Origin of the sequence: Mesorhizobium sp. M0678, assembly GCF_040320505.1 — a bacterium.
GTDB lineage: Bacteria > Pseudomonadota > Alphaproteobacteria > Rhizobiales > Rhizobiaceae > Mesorhizobium.
In genome coordinates, this window is sequence record NZ_JAMYPT010000033.1 from 24,089 (window position 1) to 39,926 (window position 15,838).

General features: G+C 61.0%; 10 protein-coding genes and 2 pseudogenes. 4 read left to right on the forward strand and 8 right to left on the reverse strand.

From position 1 onward, the window contains the following. Position 1: 1 nt before the first annotated feature. Entirely contained in the window at positions 2 to 1,315 is a 1,314-nt protein-coding gene (locus tag NKI29_RS30615) for an aspartate aminotransferase family protein (RefSeq protein ID WP_352642754.1), read from the forward strand. 88 nt (positions 1,316 to 1,403) lie between these two features. Beyond that, complete coding sequence (locus NKI29_RS30620; protein WP_352642752.1) at positions 1,404 to 2,087, forward strand: GntR family transcriptional regulator; 684 nt, start codon at positions 1,404 to 1,406, stop codon at positions 2,085 to 2,087. 40 nt (positions 2,088 to 2,127) lie between these two features. Here the strand turns inward: NKI29_RS30620 and NKI29_RS30625 are convergent, their stop codons facing one another. From NKI29_RS30625 to NKI29_RS30655, 7 genes and pseudogenes are all read right to left on the reverse strand, one after another. Next, positions 2,128 to 3,921 (reverse strand): hydantoinase B/oxoprolinase family protein, encoded by a 1,794-nt coding sequence (locus NKI29_RS30625; protein ID WP_352798369.1) that lies wholly within the window; start codon positions 3,919 to 3,921, stop codon positions 2,128 to 2,130. Positions 3,922 to 3,951: 30 nt separating this feature from the next. Next, positions 3,952 to 6,012 (reverse strand): hydantoinase/oxoprolinase family protein, encoded by a 2,061-nt coding sequence (locus NKI29_RS30630; protein WP_352642749.1) that lies wholly within the window; start codon positions 6,010 to 6,012, stop codon positions 3,952 to 3,954. A gap of 16 nt (positions 6,013 to 6,028) precedes the next feature. Further along, positions 6,029 to 7,018, reverse strand: a complete 990-nt coding sequence (locus NKI29_RS30635) for an ABC transporter permease (protein ID WP_352642747.1) — start codon at positions 7,016 to 7,018, stop codon at positions 6,029 to 6,031. Beyond that, positions 7,011 to 7,985, reverse strand: a complete 975-nt coding sequence (locus tag NKI29_RS30640; RefSeq protein WP_352642746.1) for an ABC transporter permease — start codon at positions 7,983 to 7,985, stop codon at positions 7,011 to 7,013. The genes NKI29_RS30635 and NKI29_RS30640 overlap by 8 nt, the downstream gene beginning before the upstream one ends. Beyond that, positions 7,982 to 9,484 carry a sugar ABC transporter ATP-binding protein gene (locus tag NKI29_RS30645; RefSeq protein WP_352642745.1) on the reverse strand — a complete coding sequence of 501 codons (1,503 nt, stop codon included), beginning with the start codon at positions 9,482 to 9,484 and terminating at the stop codon, positions 7,982 to 7,984. Before NKI29_RS30645 ends, NKI29_RS30640 begins: the two co-directional genes overlap by 4 nt. Positions 9,485 to 9,557: 73 nt before the next feature. Next, positions 9,558 to 10,628 (reverse strand): TMAO reductase system periplasmic protein TorT, encoded by a 1,071-nt coding sequence (torT, locus tag NKI29_RS30650; protein ID WP_352642743.1) that lies wholly within the window; start codon positions 10,626 to 10,628, stop codon positions 9,558 to 9,560. 476 nt (positions 10,629 to 11,104) lie between these two features. Further along, a pseudogene (locus NKI29_RS30655) lies at positions 11,105 to 11,610 on the reverse strand (ISNCY family transposase); the annotation flags it as partial. A 366-nt stretch (positions 11,611 to 11,976) separates the two neighbouring features. On the opposite strand from NKI29_RS30655, the gene NKI29_RS30660 reads away from it, so the two are divergent. Then, entirely contained in the window at positions 11,977 to 12,729 is a 753-nt protein-coding gene (locus NKI29_RS30660) for an SDR family NAD(P)-dependent oxidoreductase (protein WP_286461381.1), read from the forward strand. A gap of 11 nt (positions 12,730 to 12,740) precedes the next feature. Here the strand turns inward: NKI29_RS30660 and NKI29_RS30665 are convergent, their stop codons facing one another. Beyond that, positions 12,741 to 13,418: a GntR family transcriptional regulator gene (locus tag NKI29_RS30665; protein WP_023747628.1), complete on the reverse strand. Its 678-nt coding sequence runs from the start codon at positions 13,416 to 13,418 to the stop codon at positions 12,741 to 12,743. Between the two features lie 841 nt (positions 13,419 to 14,259). Here NKI29_RS30665 and hemA point away from each other — a divergent pair. Then, positions 14,260 to 15,470: pseudogene (gene hemA / locus NKI29_RS30670) on the forward strand (5-aminolevulinate synthase). The last annotated feature ends 368 nt before the right edge of the window (positions 15,471 to 15,838 follow it).

The following is a 15,838-nucleotide window of genomic DNA, read 5'->3' on the forward strand; positions in this document are numbered from 1 at the left end:
GATGACCGATCAGAATAACACCGCCCGACTCATTGAGCGCGCCGGTGCGGTGATGCCGGGCGGATTGCTCAGCCCGAGCCGCAGGCTCGGCGCGCCGCATGTATTTGCCCGGGCGCAGGGTGCGTTTCTCTACGACGTCGATGGACACCAGTACACCGACTTCCACTGCGGCTTCGGCGCCAATGTGCTTGGCCACTGTCATCCGGCGGTGCGTGAACGCATCGCTGCGGTCTCCCAGGACATCGATCTTGTCGGCGCGGGAACGATGCGGCTGGAGATCGAGGTGGCGGAGGCGCTGGTCGACTGCATCCCTTGCGCGGATCTCGTCGCCTTCTGCAATTCCGGATCGGAGGCGACCTATCACGCCCTGCGCCTTGCCCGTGCCGCCACCGGTCGCAAGCGCATCATCAAGTTCCAAGGCGGCTATCATGGCTGGCACGACTATGTCGCCATGAACGTACAGTCGCACGCGCAGGCGATCGGCAAGTACGATCCCATCAGTGCTGGCATCCTCGAGGATGCCGCCCGTCACACCATCGTGCTGCCTTACAACGATGCCGGCGCCGTCGAGGATTATCTCAAGGCCAATCCAGGCGATGTCGCGGCGATCATCATCGAGCCAATCGCTCACAATATGGGGTCGGTGATCGCGACGGATGTTTTCCTGCGCGACCTGCGTCGCCTGACCAGCGATCATGGTGTCGTGCTGATCTTCGACGAGGTCATTACCGGCTTTCGCCACGCGCTCGGCGGCTATCAGTCGATCGCCGACGTCACGCCTGATCTTGCAACCTTCGGCAAGGCGGCCTCGTCAGGCTATCCCGTCGGCGTGGTGGCCGGTCGTCGCGATCTCATGGAGCTCGTCGGCCGGACCGGGGAAGGATCCGTGTTCATGGGCGGTACTTTCAACGGCACGCCGTCGACGCTCGCCGCCATGCAGGCGACGATCGAGGAGCTGTCGAAACCAGGCTTCTACTACCGCCTCTTCGCCCTCGGCGCTTTCATGCGCACGCAGTTGGATGGAATTATCGATCGCCTCGGCCTGCCCGCGCAGAGCGCCGGGTTTGGCTCGGTCTGGCTGATCTATTTCCTCAGCGGTCCTTACCGCGACTACCAGGACTTGCTGCGCAACGACGATGTCTTCGATCTCGCATTCCGCGAGGAGATGGTGGCGAACCGGCTGATTGGCCAGCCGCTTCCGCTCAAGCGTCTCTACCTGTCAGGGAGCCATGACCGGGCCACGATTGAGAAGTCACTGGATGTTATCGAGACAATCCTGCGCAAGCTCTCTGCTGGGAGACCCGCCAGTTCTTAGCCTTTTTCGCAACCGGACTTATAGGATATAAGAGCTGCTCGTACCTATCCGTTGCCGATTCGGTGCGGCCAACATGCAGCGGTGATTCATGAACACGATGCAGCCAATCGAGCAAGGCAGTCTGTCGGCGAGAACCTATATCTCGCTGCGCGAAGCCCTGATTGCGGGCAATTTCCGGCCCGGCGAAAGACTGTTGATGCAGGATCTGGCGCAACGGCTGGGCACCAGCGTCACGCCTGTGCGCGAGGCCTGTTTCAGGCTCGTCAGCGAGCAGGCGCTGGAACTGCGGTCAGGGCGGTTCATCACCGTTCCAGAGCTGACCCGGTCGCGTTATTGGCAGGTCCGGCTCATTCGCATCGCGCTCGAGGGACTAGCGGCCGAACTCGCCGTCGAGCATGTTTCGGAGGCGGACATTGACAAACTTGTGGAGATCCATCGCGATTTCGTGGCCGGCGAAACGTCCGGCGATGCTGACCGCGCCCGCCGCGCCAATCGTGAATTCCACTTCGGCGTCTACCGCCTGTCCAAGATGGATATGCTGATCGCCCAGATCGAAAGCCTGTGGGTCTCGATGGGCCCTATCCTCAACGTCTATTATCTGCAGGCCGAGAACGATTACATCGGCGCGGAGGAGCACGAGACGCTGATCGAAGCGTTCCGGACCCGCAACAAGAAGGTGGCGCGTAAGGCGATCGAACGCGACATCGTGCGCGGTGGCATGAACCTGTTGCGGTATTTCGACGAGCAGGACGCGGCCGCCAAGCGGGCGTGAAGCCGCCGGTCATATGCCGGCGACCTCTCTTCTTACTGCCTCAGGCCGCCCGAAGGCGCGCGGTGGCATCCTGGTCGACGACCCAGACGCCCTGCTCGGCGTCCAGCACCAGGGCCACCTTGTAGGATTGGCGAGCCGCTTCGCTCGTTAGCCAGCCGCGGCCAACGCTGGCCGCGACACGGCGGACATCGCGCTTGGTCGGGTCGCCGTAGCCGCCGCCGCCACAGGCAACGAACTCGATGCGCTCGCCGGCGCGACACGCCTCCTCATGGAACGCAGGCAATTCCACCAGCTTGCCGTCCGTGCCGCGCTTGGCACTATGACTGGCCTTGGCGTCACCGCCGCCGAGCACGCCACGCGGCGGAAAGGTTGTGCCATCGGCCGAGTAGACCAGTGTCATCTCGTGGTCGACGGGATAGAAGACACCGCCCACCGCGGGAGCGCCCTCGAACTCGCCAATGCCTTGGGTATCCGCCACCACGCCGCGCGATTCAATGATGATGGGATACATGGATTCGTCCACCTCCACGGAATCCAGCGCGATCAGGCCGCCATTCGCCGGCCCGCAATATGTCAACCAGCCGTCATAGGCGTGACGCGCGCCGCCGCCGGCGTAGCCAATGAAGACCTGGTTGACGTAGGGCTGCCCGTCCTTGAACGGATCCTTGCCCGAAATCACCCCGATCCCCGCCGGCAGGTGCGAGCCGCTCTCGGCCTGGCCATAGGGTTCTCCCATCGTCGAGAACACGCAATTGCCGGCGATGATCAACCGGTCGTTGACATTGGTGGTCGCCACCGAGGTGCCTACGGGGTAGCGGGGTTTGCCAACCACGCTTCCCTCCCGCATCAACACCTTGATCCGGCTCTTGGCGCCCTCGTTGTGCGGGATGCCGTCGTCGAGATTGTTGAAGACGCCAATGCGGCACGAGCCCGTGCAGGTGTTTTCCGAAAGGTTGAGACCGCCAGGCACGTTATCCATGTTGTCACGCACATCGACCGTGATCACGCCGGCTTCAGGGTCGACGTCGATGGTGATCCTGACCGGGATGCCCTCCTCCGCCACGCCGGGGACCGGGTCATGGCGGACCTCGTAGGAGAACTTGCCCTTCGGCAATTTGGCGATTTCGGCCATGGCGCGGCGCGCACCGTAGTCGAACCAGTCCTCGACGAAATCCAGCAGCGTGTCGCGGCCGTATTTTTCAAGCAGTTCCAATAGACGGCGTCGCCCAGTCCTGCAGGCGCCGATCTGGGCGCGCACGTCGCCCAGCCAGATGTCTGGAACACGGTTGCGCATCATGCCGATGCGCAGGATGTCCTGCTTCTCCCGGTGCTGTTCGACCACACGCACGCAGGGAAAGTGGATCCCTTCCTCATAAACGTTCTTGGCAAATGGCAGATAGGTCGAAGGTGTCGGCGCGCCAGTATCGGCGTGATGGGAAAGCGCCACGGCCCAGAACAGCGGCTTGCCGTCGAAAAAGATCGGCATCGCCATGATCAGGTCGGCATGATGGGTGCCGCCAGTGTATGGGCAGTTGTTGAGGAAGATGTCGCCGTCGGCGATATCGTCGAACAACTCCGTTATCGGACGGGTCGCCAGATCCATCGACATGACGTGGATCGGCAGCGCGTCCTCGGTGGAAACGAGGCGGTGATCATAGGTCAGGATCGCGCAGCTCAGGTCGCGGGCGTTCTTGATCACCGCCGAGCGGCTGGCCCGCATCACGACCAGCGTCATTTCCCGCACCACCGCCTCGAACCGGCTTTTCAGAACCGACATCAGGAACGGATCGACGCGGCGCGTTGGCGTCTCCAGGCGAATGACAGGTGAATTCATTTTATGATGCCTTGTTCGGGAAGGTTGATCTCAATCGACTGTCACGACAATGTTGCCTTGCGGGTCGACGCGCCCGCGGTGTCCGTCCTTGAGGAAGGCGGTGAACGTCGTCGCCTCCACCAGGCATGGCCCATCAAGCGCCGCCCCCGCGCCCAGCTGGTCCATGTCGTAGACAGGCAGAGAGCTCGTCCGCCGGGTTTCGTGCAAATAAGCTGGCCGATGGGTCTTGGCGACCGGCGCCGTCGCCTGGTCGGCTAGCCTGAAGTCCCTCCAGGCGTCCTGATTAGCCCGCTTGCCCACCGCGCGCAGCTTCCAGTTGGTGAATTCGACGACGTCGCGGTCGGATCTGATTGAATAAATGCGTTCGTGCATCTGATGGAACGCTTCGACGAGACCTGGCAGTTTCGCCGCGTCGAGACGCGCCTCGTTGGCTTCGAAATGGACCTCGATCTCCCAGGATTGGTATTCGTAGCGACCAAGAAAGGAGAACTCGAAACGCCGGAGATCTGGCTCAACACCGGCCTGTTCGAGGAATGCTTCGCCCGACACCTTCAACCGCGCCAGGATGTCGGAGACGCCGGCGGCGTCGAAGCGCCGGGTCGAGGTTAGAAAAACCGCGCTTTCCTCGCGCGTGATATCAGAGATCAACCCGCCGAACGCGCTCAACCCAGCCATGAAGCGCGGGATCATGTAGCGTTTCAAGCCCAATATGTCGGCCATCTCGGCGATGTGGATGGCGGTCGCACCGCCGCCGCAGACAAAGAAACTGTCGCGTGGGTTTATGCCCTCGCGAATGGTGATTTCCTCGATGGCCCCGACCATGTTGTGGTTGCTGGTGGTCTGGATGGCGTAAGCCGCGTCGAGCAACGGGATGCCGAGCCGCGTCGCGATGCTCGCGACCGCTTTCTCCGCCAGATCGCGGCTGATCTTGATCCGGCCGCCGAGAAAATAATCCGGGTCAATGATGCCGAGCACGACATTGGCGTCGGTGACCGTCGGCGCGGTGCCGCCCGCTCCGTAGCATGCCGGCCCCGGCCGCGCGCCAGCGCTTTGCGGCCCGACACGAAGCAGGCCGCCATCGTCGACCCAGGCAATCGACCCGCCGCCGGCGCCAACCGATCTCACATCGACTTTCGCGATCCCCAGCGAGTCGTCGTGGATCATGCTGTCCGGGGTGACGATGATCTGGTGGTCACGCAAAGCCGAGACGTCGAAGGTGGTGCCGCCCATGTCACCGACGATGACGTTGGCTTCGTCGCTCAGCGCCAGCGCGGCCATCGGCGCCAGCGTCGGCCCCGACATGACGCTGTAGATTGGCCGCCGCAGCATCTCGGCGGGAGGCATCATTCCACCGACGCAGTTGGCGAGCAGCAGCTCGCCCTGGAAACCCGCCTGCGAAAGTGCTTGCCGCAAGTCCTCGATGTAGGTGCGCACGATCGGATTGATCGACGCGTCGATAGCGGCCGCGATGATGCGCTTGTACTCGCGCGACATCGGATTGACTTCATGGCTAAGCGTGACCGGGATCTCCGGCCATGCCTGCGCGATGATATCGCGCACCGTTGTTTCATGGATGGGATTGACGACCGACCAAAGCAGACCGACCGCTATCGCTTCAACCCCATAGCGTTGGAAGTCGGCTATCGCCGCCTCGACATCGGATCTCGACAAAGGCGTGAGCTCCCGCCCGCGCGCATCGACGCGGCCCCGCGCCGTCTTCGTCAAGTGGCGGGGGACGTAGGGCTCGGGATAGTCGAGCCGCCACTGGAAGGCGCCCTTGCGCGGCCCCTCGCGCAGGACGAGGATGTCCTGATGTCCTTCGTTGAGGATCAATCCGACCTTGACGGTCTTGCGCTCGACCAGCGCGTTGGTCGAGACGGTCGAGCCGTGTACGATCAAGTCGATCTTGGTCATGAACGTCGCGGGATCGAGCCCGTATCCGGCCGCCGCGACGTGCAGCACGTTGATGAATCCCTTCTCGAATTCGCCGGGCGTCGTCGGCGATTTGAAGATCGAGATTTTCCCACCGGGCTCGGAAACCAGGCAATCGGTGAAGGTTCCGCCGATATCGATGCAGACTTGATAAGCCATTTAAGGTCCGAAGCTGTTAGCGTTTCTTGTGATCGCGGCCCAGTATCAGGCTGGCCAGAATGATGAGGCCCAAAAGAACCTGCTGCAGATAGCCGTCGACCTGCATGAGATTCATGGCGTTGGAAATGACCGTGATGAACAGGGCGCCGAGCAGAGCCGCGGTGACGCCTCCCTCTCCGCCGGTCAGCCGCACGCCACCGACCACCGCCGCCGCTATCGATTCCAGGGTCAGGTTACCGCCGAGATTGGGCTCGCCCGATCCGGTGCGCGCGGTGAGCAGCATGGCGCCAATCGCGGCCAGCAGCGAGCAGACCACGTAGTCGATCGCAACGACGCGTCCGGTGCGAACGCCCGCCGCCTTCGCCGCGCGAGGATTGGCACCGATGAGATACAAGCCGCGGCCGAACACGGTGAAGCGCAGGACCAGGAAGAGCAGTGCGAAACACAGCGCGGCGAACACGATGGGCACCGGAATGCCGATCACCCGTCCCTCCGCCAAGGCCTCCGTGAAGGCTTCGGGAATGCCCGGCACGGGAAAGCCGCCGCTGACGGTTGACGCTAGCGCCATGACAATGTTGGCCATGCCGAGCGTCGTCACCAGTGGATTGATGCCGACACCGGCGATGAGGACGCCGTTCAGCCCGCCGATCAGCAGCCCGACGCCAAGGCCGGCGACGATCCCCCACAGGATGGGCATATCGCCGCTTCCGGTCATCACCATCGCCGATATGACGCTGACGAGCGAGACAGTAAAACCAAGCGAAAGGTCGAAGCCGCGCGTCAGCAGCACCATGGTCTGCGCCATGGCAAACAGTGCGAGATAACTGGTCTGGATCGCGATGTTCCAGAGATTGCCGCTTGAAACAATACGCGGGTCGAGCAGACCGAGAACCAGCAGGGCCAGGAATACGAGCCCCGGCAGCTTGGCCTGCGCCGCGAACTGGCGGATGTCCGGGCGAGCGCGGTCAAGAACAACCGGAGCCGCCATGTCTGGACGATCAGACATTGGCCCGCCTCCCCTGAACAATTCGGTCGAAAGCCAGTGCGCCGATGAGCACCGAACCCAGCACCAGCGTCTGGAACTTGCTGTCGATCTGCGTGAGGTTCATCGCGTTGGCGATGATCGCCAGGCACAGCGCCGCCATGGCGACGTTCTCGGCGCGGCCTGAGCCGCCGCGCAATGAAACGCCGCCGATCACCGCTGCGGCGATCGTCTCCAGTCCGAGCGTCCCGCCGATCGTCGACTGGCCAGAGCCGATGCGAGCGGTGATCAGGACGCCTGTGAGCGCGGCCAGGAGACCGGAGAGCACATAGGCGGTAATCAACACACGGTGAGTCCGCACGCCCGACAGTCGGGCGGCGCCAAGGTTGCCGCCGACGGCGTAGAAGTGGCGCCCGAGCGCGGTCCGACGCTGCAGAATGATGGCGATGGCGATCACCGCGATCGCCAGCAGCAAGACCGGCGGCAGGCCAAGCACCTGCCCTCGCCCGATGGCATAGACGAAAGCGTCGGAAACGCCATAGATCGGGATGCCCTGCGTGTAATAGAGCGTAAGTCCCGCGACGATCGACAACGATGCCAATGTCACCATGAAAGGTGATAGGGAAAGCCGCGCCACCAGCGTGCCGTTTACCAGGCCAACACAGGCGCCGCTGGCCAAGGCCAGCGCTACGGGCACCAGCAGCTGGAGCCCATGCGCATCAGGCATCGCGGCCATCGCCGCGGCAGTAACCACTGAGGCCAACGCCATGGTGGCGCCGACCGACAGATCAAAACCGCCGGTGGTCATGACGATCATCTGACCGATCGCCGGAACCGCCAGGAAGGAGAAATTGCGCAGGACGTTGAGGATGTTCAGGCGGTTCAGAAAACGCGGTTCGATGATCGCGGCCGCGGCCGCAACCGCGACCAGAAGCAGGATGACGATCCCGCCGGTTTCCAGAAAACGGCGCCGCAGCGTGTCAGGGCTCATGCTGCCTCCGTCGCGCCGGTTTCGGCGTCGAAATAGTGACGCAGCACAGTGGCCTCGGTGATGCCGTCGGCTTTGAGTTCGGCCACTATGCGCCCTTCGCGCATGACATAGACGCGGTTGGCCAGGTGAACGAGCTCTGGCAGTTCGGACGATGACAGCAGAATAGCCGCGCCATTCTCGACCAGGCTTTTCATAAGCCTGTAGACCTCGCTTTTAGCGCCCACGTCGATGCCGACCGTCGGTTCATCGAAAATATGGACCGAGACAGGACGCATCAGACCGCGCGCCAGCACGAGTTTCTGCTGGTTTCCTCCCGAAAACGACGACGCCGCGCGTTCCGGCGCCATCGGTCGTAGACCCAGTGTCTTCAACGGCGCGGCTATCGCCCGGCGCTCGCGCCAGAACTTGAGCAGTCCGGCCTGGGACAGTCTCGGGTCGTCGAGCGCGGCCATGGTCACATTCTCGCGGCCTGGCCGGCCAAGCGCCAGTCCCTCGGCGCCGCGATCGGCCGGGTAGTAACAAAGTCCAGCACGCAACATGCTGGGCGGCACTGGCGCTCGAACCACCGCGCCATGGAGTTCGATCTCACCGGACGTCACACGCTCCAGGCCGAATACGGCTCGGCAAAGTTCGCTACGACCGCAGCCAACCAGGCCCGCCAGGCCGACGATTTCGCCAGCTCTGACCACGATGGAGGCATCGGATAGGGTGCCGGAGACACTGATCCCCCTGGTCGCCAGCACGATTTCGGCGGGGCGCTGGCTGATTGACGGATAAAGTCGTTCGACCGGCTGGCCGACCATCATCTCGATGAGCGTCGCGTCGGATGCCGCGGCGATGGCCAAGGTGTCGATCTTGCGCCCTCCTCGCAGCACCGTGACGCGGTCCGCGAGCCGACGGATCTCCGCCATGCGGTGCGACACATAGATGATACCGACGCCCCGCGCCTTGAGGCCTGCGATGGCGGCGAAGAGTTTTTCCGCTTCACCGTCGGTAAGCGACGCGGTCGGTTCGTCGAGGATGAGTATCTTGGCATCCGAAAGCATGCCCTTGGCAATCTCGACCATCTGCTTTTGCGCCCGGGTCAGCGTTTCGATCTTGCTGTCCAGCTCGACGTGAAAGCCAATGTCGCGGAAGCGTTCTTCCGCGCGGGCACGCATCGCGCGCCGGTTCAGGAAAAGCCGTCCTTTGATCTCGCGTCCAAGAAACAGGTTCTCCTCGACCGTGAGGTCGGGGACGAGACTAAATTCCTGGAACACAGCCGCCACCCCGGCATCGCGGGATTTCTGTGGGGTCAGCGCGGAAACGGTTTGGCCGTCGATACGGCACGAGCCTTCGGTCCAGCCATAGGTTCCCGCTATCAGATTGATGAGCGTCGACTTGCCGGCGCCGTTTTCGCCGAGAAGGGCATGGACCTCGCCGCTCAACAGCGAGAAGTCGACGCCGTCAAGCGCCACCACACCCCCGAAACGCTTCGTCATACCCGTAAGTTCAAGCATCGCTGACACCACCGAACTCGAAGCAAAAAGGGCGGCAGGCCAGGCCGAGGTCTGCCGCCCATCGAAGATGCGACTATTGTACCGAAAATTCAGGCTTCCACCCAACGGGCGCGAAAATCTGCGTCGGGTCGATTTTGTCGACGTTGTCCTTGGTCACGATACCCGGCGCGACCAGCAGAACCTTCTCATAGTCCTTCTTTTCCAAGGCGCGCACCGCGAGGTCGACGCTGATGCGGCCCATCATCACCGGATACTCGGCGGCAAAGCCAAGCACCTTGCCTTCCTTGACCAGCTTCAGCATCGTCTGGTTCTCGTAAGACGACATGATCACGACATCGTCGCGGCCAGCGTCGGCGACGGCGCTGACGGCCGCTTCCGCCGCAGCAGCCCCGCCCCAGATGACATTGAGATCGGGATAGGTCTGCAGGGCGTCCTCGACGAGGCGCAGGCTTTGCGGAACGCCGGGCTCACCATAGAGCTCGGCCGCGAGCTTGATGTTGCCGGTTTTGATGCTGTCGCGAAAGCCCGCCATATAGCTCTCCGCCCAACCCGATCCCTGCGGACCCGGCAGGCCGATTGCGGTCGTCTTTTTGTCGCCGAGATACTTCTTGAGGTACTCACCCTCCTGAAAACCCTTCTGGTAGGTATCGGGAGTGATGCGCGCGGTGATCGGAGTTTCCAGAATGGGATTGGCGACGGCGATCTGGACAAGGCCTTTGGCGTCGCCCTCCTTCAGCTTGGCCGCCAGACCGGCTTCCGAGATGGCGGCGACGAGGATACCCTGGGCACCGGATGCGACGCAATCGTCGTATTGCGACAGCTGCTTGGGCAGCGCGTCATAGCCGCCAGCCTGCAGGACCGTCACTTTGACACCCAGGCGCTTTGCTTCCTCAACGATACCGTAGTCGACCGAGACCCAGTAGCTGTCCTTGAGGTGCGGAAACAAGACGCACAGGTTCCAAGGCTTCTCGGCCTTTTCCAGCGGCACATAGTCGAGTGCCTCGACTTTTTTCAGATCGCCGCCTTTGGCCGCGTTGATCTTGAAGGGCCACCAATCCTTGGCCTGGGCGGCGTTGGGCAGGACGGCCACGCCGGTGACGAAAGCCGCCGCGAGGATGGATCGGAAAGCGTGATTCTTGGTCATGTGATTCCCCATTTTCGTGTGTTCCCGGGTCCGGAGCCGGCGATTTCGCCGGCTCCGCGGTCTGCCTTGGGAGCAGAGGCTTGCTGGCGGATCGTAGTACCGTCTAGGCGAGTTCGCCTTCAGGGCCATCCGCGCCGTTGTTCATTTTCACAGTGCTAGCGTACTACTTATAAGTTATAAGTCAATAGGGTTTTCATTAGCCGGTGCTCAGCCGGGAAGGTGTCTTCAATCGCGGTTTCGCTGCCTCGACCGGGATCACAATCCATTTGACGAAAGACGAGGTCGGAGACAGCAGCCATGCAACTGGCCTCGGCGATGTGGGCTTCCTCGCGACCGACCGGTATGCGGCTTGTCGATCGAGTTGCCTGACATCAAGCGCCGGCGAATAAGTCAAAGCGATCAGCGTGGCCTTCGAATACAGAGCCATTGGTCAGCAGCCGCACTTCGCTATCGACCAAATCGTCATAGGGTCTTTAGGGAGGAGATGTGCCCAGTGCATTCGCGTGCTGCAACAGCCGCGCTGAACCGCACCGCAGCGTGCCATAACACGCTGCGGTCGGATGATTGTTGAAATGACGGTTCCCCGCGCACGACCGTGCCGCTTTCCAACTTCTCTCGTCTGGCGCTTGCCAGCCTGAGTTCTTCCTAGAGGTCGGCGCCCGGATTGCGGGTGTTGTCTTGCGACTTCATTCTCCCGGCAGCCGGGCAAAGGCCCGCAACGTGGAGGCTTCTAAATGGAACGCGGGTTCCCGATGCTTAGTGGGTGGTGCTGCTTGAGCAGGGGCAGGGCAGCACAGCCTCCGCCGGCAAGCCGTCGCGGCCGGTTCCCTTGATAGCGTGCCGGCGCAAGTCCCGCGTCACCAGGCTCGCAAATCGCGATGCACGTCCAGCCATTGCGACATGGTTTTGCCAGCTGAGAGGCCGATCCCGTGTGCGGCGAACAGTCGAAACACTGATTGGTCGGTGTGCGTTCTTGGCGTATTGTGCAGCACTTCTGGCATTACTGGCCTTGCGGGGATGACGAGTCGGTCATGCGACAGTATGGATGTCCCTATCGGAATAGCCGGTCCGCCTTATCGGTCGTCACACCCGCATATCGCTCCGCTTCTAGGGAACACCCCATCACGCGAGGAAAGACATGGCCACATGCGCAGTATCGCCAATCTAGCCGTTGGGCCGACGGCCCGGCGCTTGGGCCAGTCCACCGGCTTTAACCTGCGTCACAACTTGATCCACTGATCCTAGGTGACGACAACGTTGTTCGTCATGATTTGATGGGGCGGGGATTGGCCCAAAAGCGAGCCCCCCAAACTGTGCGGTTGCCAAATACGCAATGGAGTGAATTGGAATGATCATCGTAACAGGCGCCACGCACGGGATTGGGCGGGCCTGCGTGGAGAAACTTGCGTCTGCCGGTTCCAGAGTGGTGGCGACCGGCCGAGATGCAGAAGCGGGCGCGGCGCTCGAACGCGCCAATCACGGTGTCACGTTCGTTGCCGGTGACATCATCCGTGAAGACGATTGCCGCCGTGTCGTCGACCGTGCGCTTGAACTTGGCAACGGCCGGCTCGCGGGGCTCGTGAACAATGCCGGCATGTCGAAGCGCATTGCCTTCGCCACCGCCACCCAGGACGATTGGGATGAGGTCCTTGCGGTTAATGCACGCAGCGTCTTTTTCTTCATCCGTCATGCGCTGGACGGCTTGCGGCTCGGGAGGGGTTCAGTCGTCAACATGGCCAGCATCGCCGGAAAGACGGGCGAAGAAGGGCTCGCTGCCTACTGCGCCTCAAAGGCCGCGGTCATCGGGCTGACGCAGGCACTCGCGCTGGAGTTCGGCGAGGAGATCCGCTTCAACGCTGTCTGCCCCGGCCAGATCGAAACACGCATGATGGGCAACATCATAAGCGATGCACTGCGCAAGAAGCAGCTCGAACTGCGGATCCCTGCCAACCGCTTCGGTGCCCCTGAAGAGATCGCTGATGTGGTCGCTTGGTTACTTTCGAATCAATCGAGCTATGTCAACGGCACGGTGGTGACTGTAGACGGCGGGGAAACAGCCGGCCTGCGCACACCGCGCGTCGCGCAGATCGATGGTGCTTAGGGCAATTCAGCTCAGCCGGAGCCGCGCTCGTCGAAATAGCGCAGAAAACCATGTGAGCCTCGCTGGATGTCGTTCTCGATCGCCTCGCGGGCCCTCTTCCTGTCGCCAGCCCTCAAGGCCTCGATGAGATGGTCATGTTCTTCCGCGCCGGTGTACCCGCGCGGAATTTCCCGATCGTAAACGTTAAGGATTGGACCCATCGAGGCCCACATGCTTTCGATCTGTCCGATCAGCATCGGCATACGCGACAGGCGGTAGACGCCGAAGTGGAAAGCGCGATTGGAGGATCGCGCTTCCTTGATATTACCGGCCTTATGGCTCTCTACAAATGAGGCGCGGAAGGTCTCAAGCTGTTCGAGATCGGCGGGGGCAAAATGGTCGGCAGCGTGTTCTGCCGCAAGCCCTTCAAGTGCCACGCGGATCAGCTTGATCTGAATGTAGCGGGCGCGGCTGAGGTCTGGCACCGCGGCGAACCTGCCGGAGCGCAACTCGAGCGCCTGCTCGCTGACGAGCCGCAGACAGGCTTCGCGCACCGGCGTAATGCTGGTTCCGAGCTGCTCGGCAAGATCCTGCATAAGGAGACGATCGCCCGGCGCGAAATTGCCGATGATCAAGCCATCCCGCACCTTGCTGTAAATCCGCGCGGACAGGCTGCCCATCTCCTCGGGCTGCATCTTCATAGGGCCCATGGGACTCCCCTCGTCTCTGCTGCAGCTCTACGGAAATGTCGATTGACGCGTTTCACTACGTTTATAAGTTATAATCGCTGCCTATATTTTGTTATTCAGCGGCAGACAAGTACGTGCACGTTAATTGTCTGCAGCAAACATGTCCGTTTTCATAATTATTTGTGAAATTTTGTTTCATATAAAAACAAGGAGACCCTTCTTTTCCGATTCTGACAATGGAATGTGACGACAGAAAAAGGCGCGATCTCATCTGCGTGGCATGAGTTGGTGTGCGAGAGATGATGACATCTGAAGGAGCCGGGAAGCTTACATGTCAATTTCCAGTCTGATGGGCAGAAATTTCCGATTCTGAGGCGACTCCGAACCGGCTGGACCGACGATGACGTCGGCACCGTCAAGATGATCCGGCAGGCCAGCAAGTCCAAAAGCTGCGTATGGCGTTTGCAGAGCGTTTCGCCGCCGAAGGGCTTCAAGGGCTGTTGCGCGACAAGACGCGGCCCTCGCGCATTGCGGCTCTCGGGGCCGAAAGCCCGCCGAGCGCAGCTCTGACAAGGCCGCGACAGGAATCGAACGACGACTGGCCAGAATTATGAAATCCCTTGCGACACTATGCAATTTCAGACATTTCAGTAACAAATAGATTTAACATTCTCTTCACTTGCACTTTGGGGCGCGTTACCCGAATTAGCTGGAGCGGCCGAAACCCCCGCAAGATCAAGCGCGTAGTCGAAATCCAATCTTGCTGGTGCTTGTCGAGGGATGCGACGCGATGGGCCGGCGCAGGTGCGCTGTGAAGCAGCACTGAGCGCGCCGAAAAACGGCTTCCCAACAGGAGATTGATTTGGATTATGTGCAGTATTTCGCCGGAAGAATCGAGCAACTCAAAGGCCGTGGCGGGTATCGTCAATTTGCCGATCTGGAGCGTCAGTCTGGCAACTTCCCAAAGGCCTGGCTCAATAGGCCCGACGGCCGAAAAGAGATAACCATTTGGTGCACTAATGATTATCTCGGTATGGGGCAGCACCCCAAAGTGCTATCGGCAATGAAGCGCGCCATCGATGCCAACGGCGCAGGATCGGGAGGATCCCGCAACATTGGTGGCACAACCATTATCACGTGTTGCTCGAGCGGGAGCTTGCAGGTTTCCACAATAAGGAAGCAGGATTGATTTTTGTTTCCGGCTTCAGCTCAAACGATTCATCATTGAGTACATTGGCATCTTTGATGCCGGACACAATTATTTTTTCTGACGAGCACAACCACGCTTCAATTATTAGTGGATGCCGCAACAGCCGGGCCGAAAAGCGCGTCTTCCGGCATAACGACGTTGCGCATTTGCGGGAGCTTCTGCGCAGTGTAAATCCTGCAAGACCCAAGATCATTGTTTTTGAATCGGTATATTCAATGGACGGTGACATTTCACCGATCAAAGATATCTGTGACATGGCGGACGAATTTGGCGCAATGACGTTTCTGGATGAAGTTCATGCATCGGGAATGTACGGTCCGAAAGGCGCCGGCATTGCCGCCGAACTTGGCATCATGGATCGTCCAACCATCATCGAAGGGACGCTAGGTAAGGCGTTCGGCTCGATGGGGGGTTATGTGACCGGACCTGCCTCCATTGTTGACAGCATACGAAGCTTCTCGATCGGTTTCATTTTCACCACGGCGCTTGCGCCAGCGCTAGCGGCTGGTGCGCTGGCAGCGCTGCGCCATCTTCGCGATTCAGATTCAGAACGAATTGATCTGCACCGGAAAACGAAACTTTTAGTCGGATTGCTGAAAGAGGCGGGCATCCCCGTCATGCCGACCCGAAGCCACATCATTCCTGTGCTTATTGGTGATCCATTCCGTTGCAAGGAAGCGTCCCGCCAGCTTCTAGATCAGCATGGAATATACGTTCAGCCAATTCTGGCGCCGAGTGTTCCGGTGGGAACCGAGCGGTTCAGGGTGACGGTTACGCCTGCCCATAGTACGACAGATATTCGGACGTTCGTCGATGCGCTCAGGCAGGTTCTGCTGCGGGACAATCTTGGCAAGGCTGCCTAATGTAAATGCTGGGAACGACAGGGCGCGCAGCCTCAGACCTGATTATATCAGCCGGGCTCGCCGAGGTGGAAGCGGCGGTCCGCGATCCGGTTCTGACGCCCGATCGCATCTTCGAATGTCATCGGAAAGCAGTTCCGTAACCCGCAATGACAGCTTTCGCGATCTTAAATGATGTGACTCCATGATTGAATGGGGCCGTTTGACGACTCGCTCCTTACACATCGGGCCGGTTCCAGATTCAGGGCTCACCATGAGCCGGTATGACGTACGCCTCCGGCGAGGGCCGCCTTGCGGGAGCATGGCCCGGTAGCGAAGCTGCGCTCTTAAGGTCGTCCTTTCGAGCGTAGTTAGCAGCACAGCATGAGCCA

Excerpts from the sequence above, each read along its gene's own strand:
- NKI29_RS30665 (WP_023747628.1), bottom strand. The coding sequence starts at position 13,418 with ATGGGCCCTATGAAGATGCAGCCCGAGGAGATGGGCAGCCTGTCCGCG.
- NKI29_RS30630 (WP_352642749.1), bottom strand. The coding sequence starts at position 6,012 with ATGGCTTATCAAGTCTGCATCGATATCGGCGGAACCTTCACCGATTGC.
- NKI29_RS30625 (WP_352798369.1), bottom strand. The coding sequence starts at position 3,921 with ATGAATTCACCTGTCATTCGCCTGGAGACGCCAACGCGCCGCGTCGAT.
- torT (WP_352642743.1), bottom strand. The coding sequence starts at position 10,628 with ATGACCAAGAATCACGCTTTCCGATCCATCCTCGCGGCGGCTTTCGTC.
- NKI29_RS30645 (WP_352642745.1), bottom strand. The coding sequence starts at position 9,484 with ATGCTTGAACTTACGGGTATGACGAAGCGTTTCGGGGGTGTGGTGGCG.
- NKI29_RS30660 (WP_286461381.1), top strand. The coding sequence starts at position 11,977 with ATGATCATCGTAACAGGCGCCACGCACGGGATTGGGCGGGCCTGCGTG.
- NKI29_RS30615 (WP_352642754.1), top strand. The coding sequence starts at position 2 with ATGACCGATCAGAATAACACCGCCCGACTCATTGAGCGCGCCGGTGCG.
- NKI29_RS30635 (WP_352642747.1), bottom strand. The coding sequence starts at position 7,018 with ATGTCTGATCGTCCAGACATGGCGGCTCCGGTTGTTCTTGACCGCGCT.
- NKI29_RS30620 (WP_352642752.1), top strand. The coding sequence starts at position 1,404 with ATGAACACGATGCAGCCAATCGAGCAAGGCAGTCTGTCGGCGAGAACC.
- NKI29_RS30640 (WP_352642746.1), bottom strand. The coding sequence starts at position 7,985 with ATGAGCCCTGACACGCTGCGGCGCCGTTTTCTGGAAACCGGCGGGATC.